The organism is Actinosynnema sp. (assembly GCF_052038725.1).
The window spans coordinates 1-2,706 of record NZ_JBQGCX010000956.1 but is presented as its reverse complement, the minus strand read 5'-3'; the positions used below and the strand labels follow the sequence as shown (position 1 = coordinate 2,706).

Annotated in this window: 2 protein-coding genes and 1 pseudogene; all 3 read right to left on the bottom strand. The window is 76.2% G+C overall.

Going from position 1 to position 2,706, the window contains the following annotated elements:
- Positions 1-24 precede the first annotated feature (24 nt).
- Positions 25-1,539 (bottom strand): precorrin-2 C(20)-methyltransferase, encoded by a 1,515-nt coding sequence (locus ACTUAL_RS20265; RefSeq protein WP_440901356.1) that lies wholly within the window; start codon positions 1,537-1,539, stop codon positions 25-27.
- The gene (locus ACTUAL_RS20260; protein ID WP_096492336.1) at positions 1,536-2,162 is read right to left on the bottom strand and encodes a precorrin-8X methylmutase; all 627 of its coding nucleotides are present in this window, start codon (positions 2,160-2,162) and stop codon (positions 1,536-1,538) included. Before ACTUAL_RS20260 ends, ACTUAL_RS20265 begins: the two co-directional genes overlap by 4 nt.
- Positions 2,159-2,706: pseudogene (locus ACTUAL_RS20255) on the bottom strand (hypothetical protein); the annotation flags it as partial. The pseudogene ACTUAL_RS20255 and the gene ACTUAL_RS20260, both read right to left, overlap by 4 nt.

The window sequence follows — 2,706 nt, the reverse complement described above, 5'->3', positions numbered from 1 at the left end:
TGCGCGCCCGGCTCGGGTGAGGGCTCAGCCCGCCGGGTAGGTCCGGGGCGTGAACACCCTGCCGCCGGGGGAGACCCGCGTCTGCGAGGACCCGACCAGCAGCAGGCACCGCATGTCCACGGTCGCCGGGTCCAGGTCGGCCAGGCGCAGCACGCGCACGCTCTCCTGCGGCCCGCCCACGTCCCGCCCGATCACCACGGGCGTGTCCGGCGACCGGTGCTCCAGCAGCAGGTCCCGCATCGCCGCCACCTGCCAGGTGCGGCTGCGCGAGGCCGGGTTGTACAGCGCCAGCACCAGGTCCGCCCTCGCCGCCGCCGCCAACCGCTCGGCGATGACCTCCCACGGCTTGAGCCGGTCCGACAGCGACACCACGCAGTAGTCGTGCCCCAGCGGCGCGCCCACCCGGCTCGCGACCGCGTGCGCGGCCGTCATGCCCGGCAGCACCCGCACCGGCACGTCCGGGTAGCCCTCCGCGACCTCCAGCACGGCCGCGGCCATCGCGAACACCCCCGGATCACCCGAGGAGACCACCGCGACCCGCCTGCCGCGCCCGGCCAGCTCCAGCGCGAACGCCGCCCGCTCCGCCTCGACCTTGTTGTCCGAGGCGTGCTTGCGCCTGCGCGGGCTGTCCGGCACCCGGTTCAGGTACGTCACGGACCCGACCAGGTCGTCGGCGGCCTCCAGGGCCTCGCGGGCCTGCGGCGTCAACCACTCCGGCCCGGCCGGGCCGAGCCCGACCACCACGACCTCGCCGGGACCTGTGTCCGCAGGCGCTTCCGCGCCGTCGGCACTGTCCACAACGGACGCTGCGGGCGCGGCGGACACCGGGGCGCCCGCCCTGCTGGGCAGCACCGCCACCGAGAAGTACGGCACCTCGTCCGGGTCCACCTCGGACAGCTTCGCCGTCCGCTCCCCGCGCGTGGTGGCCCGCTCCACGTACCAGGCCTCGTCCAGCCGCCCGGCCCGCTCCAGCGCCTCCCGCACGTTCGGGAACGTCCGCCCCAGCTTCATGACCGCCACCGGGTCGCTCCCGGCCAGGCGCCCGGCCAGCTCGTCCACCGGCAGCGTGCCCGGCAGCACGGTCAGCACCTCGTCCCGCTCCACCAGCGGCGCGCCCAGCACGGCGGAGGCCGCGCTGACCGACGTCACCCCCGGCACCACCTCGGCCGGGTAGCGGTGCGCCAACCGCTTGTGCAGGTGCATGTACGACCCGTAGAACAGCGGGTCGCCCGCCGCCAGCACCACCACGGTCCGCCCCGCGTCCAGGTGCGCCGCCAGCCGCTCCGCGCACTCGGCGTAGAACGCGTCGATCTCGCCCTGGTAGTCGTCCGAGTCCTCGGTGGTGACCGGGTAGACCAGCTGCTCGTGCAGCTGCCCCTCCCGCAGGTACGGCTCGGCCGTCCGGCGGGCCACGCTGCGGCCGTGCCGCGCGCTGTGGAACACCACCACGTCCGCCTCGCCGATCAGCCGCGCGGCCTTCACCGTCACCAGCTCCGGGTCACCCGGTCCGACCCCGACGCCGTAGAGCCTGCCGGTCATTCGTCCTCGCTCGCGATCGCGTTCACGGCGGCGGCGGTCATCGCGCTGCCACCGCGCCGACCCCGCACCACCAGGTGCTCAAGCCCCAGCCCGTTCGCGGCCAGCGCGTCCTTCGACTCCGCCGCCCCGATGAAGCCCACCGGGATGCCCAGCACCGCGGCCGGCCTGGGCGCGCCCGCCGCGATCAGGTCGAGCAGGTGGAACAGCGCGGTGGGCGCGTTGCCGATCGCCACGACCGCCCCGCCCATCCGCTCGCCCCACAGCTGGAGCGCCGCGGCGCTCCGGGTGTTGCCGATCTCGGCGGCGAGCGCGGGCACCGCCGGGTCGCCGAGCAGGCACAGCACGTCGTTGTCGGCGGGCAGCCGCTTCCTGGTGATCCCGGACGCGACCATCTGCGCGTCGCACAGCACCGGCGCGCCCGCGAGCAGCGCCTCCCGCGCGGCCGTCACCACGCCCGGCGAGAAGGCGACGTCCTCGACCAGGTCGACCATGCCGCAGGCGTGGATCATCCGGACCACCACGCGCGCCACGTCGGGCGGCAGCCCGTCCAGGCGCGCCTCGGCGCGGATGGTCGCGAAGGACCTGCGGTAGATCTCCGCGCCGTCCTTGACGTACTCGCTCAACCGATCTCCTCGTAACCGCCGCCTGTGGCGACGAACTCCCTGACCCCGCCCGCCGGCCGACCGCACCGCCGGGCGCAACCGGACCAGTGTGCGGGACCGCGGTCGGTGCGCGTGCGCGCCCAGGCCACGGCGTCGGTCCGCACGTCCGCGAGGGACTTCGCGCAGCCGGGACTCCCGGCGCACGAGCCGACGCCCCACAGCGGCGAGTCCGGGTCGGTGATCAGGCCGGTCGCGTCGGCCGAGGAGGGCAGCACGAGCGCGCGCCACGGCGTCACGCGCACCGCCGTGCCAGGCAGGAGGCGGGCGTCGAGCCTGCCGAGCGGCACCCCGGCGACCACCAGGTCGCGGCCGGGAACGGGACCGGGCACGACCGGCGCCACGGCCGGGGCGTAGCGCTCCGCGCTCGCGGCGGCACCCGGCGCGGTCGCCAGGACGGCCGCCGTGACCTTCGCCACCCCGAAGTCCACTTCGGACAGACGCCAGGCCGCGCCGCGCGCCTCCTGGAACGCCAGCGCCGCCGCGACCACCGCCGCCACCGGGTCCG

Coding starts and splice junctions, on each gene's coding strand:
- ACTUAL_RS20265 (WP_440901356.1), bottom strand. CDS start 1,539: ATGACCGGCAGGCTCTACGGCGTCGGGGTCGGACCGGGTGACCCGGAG.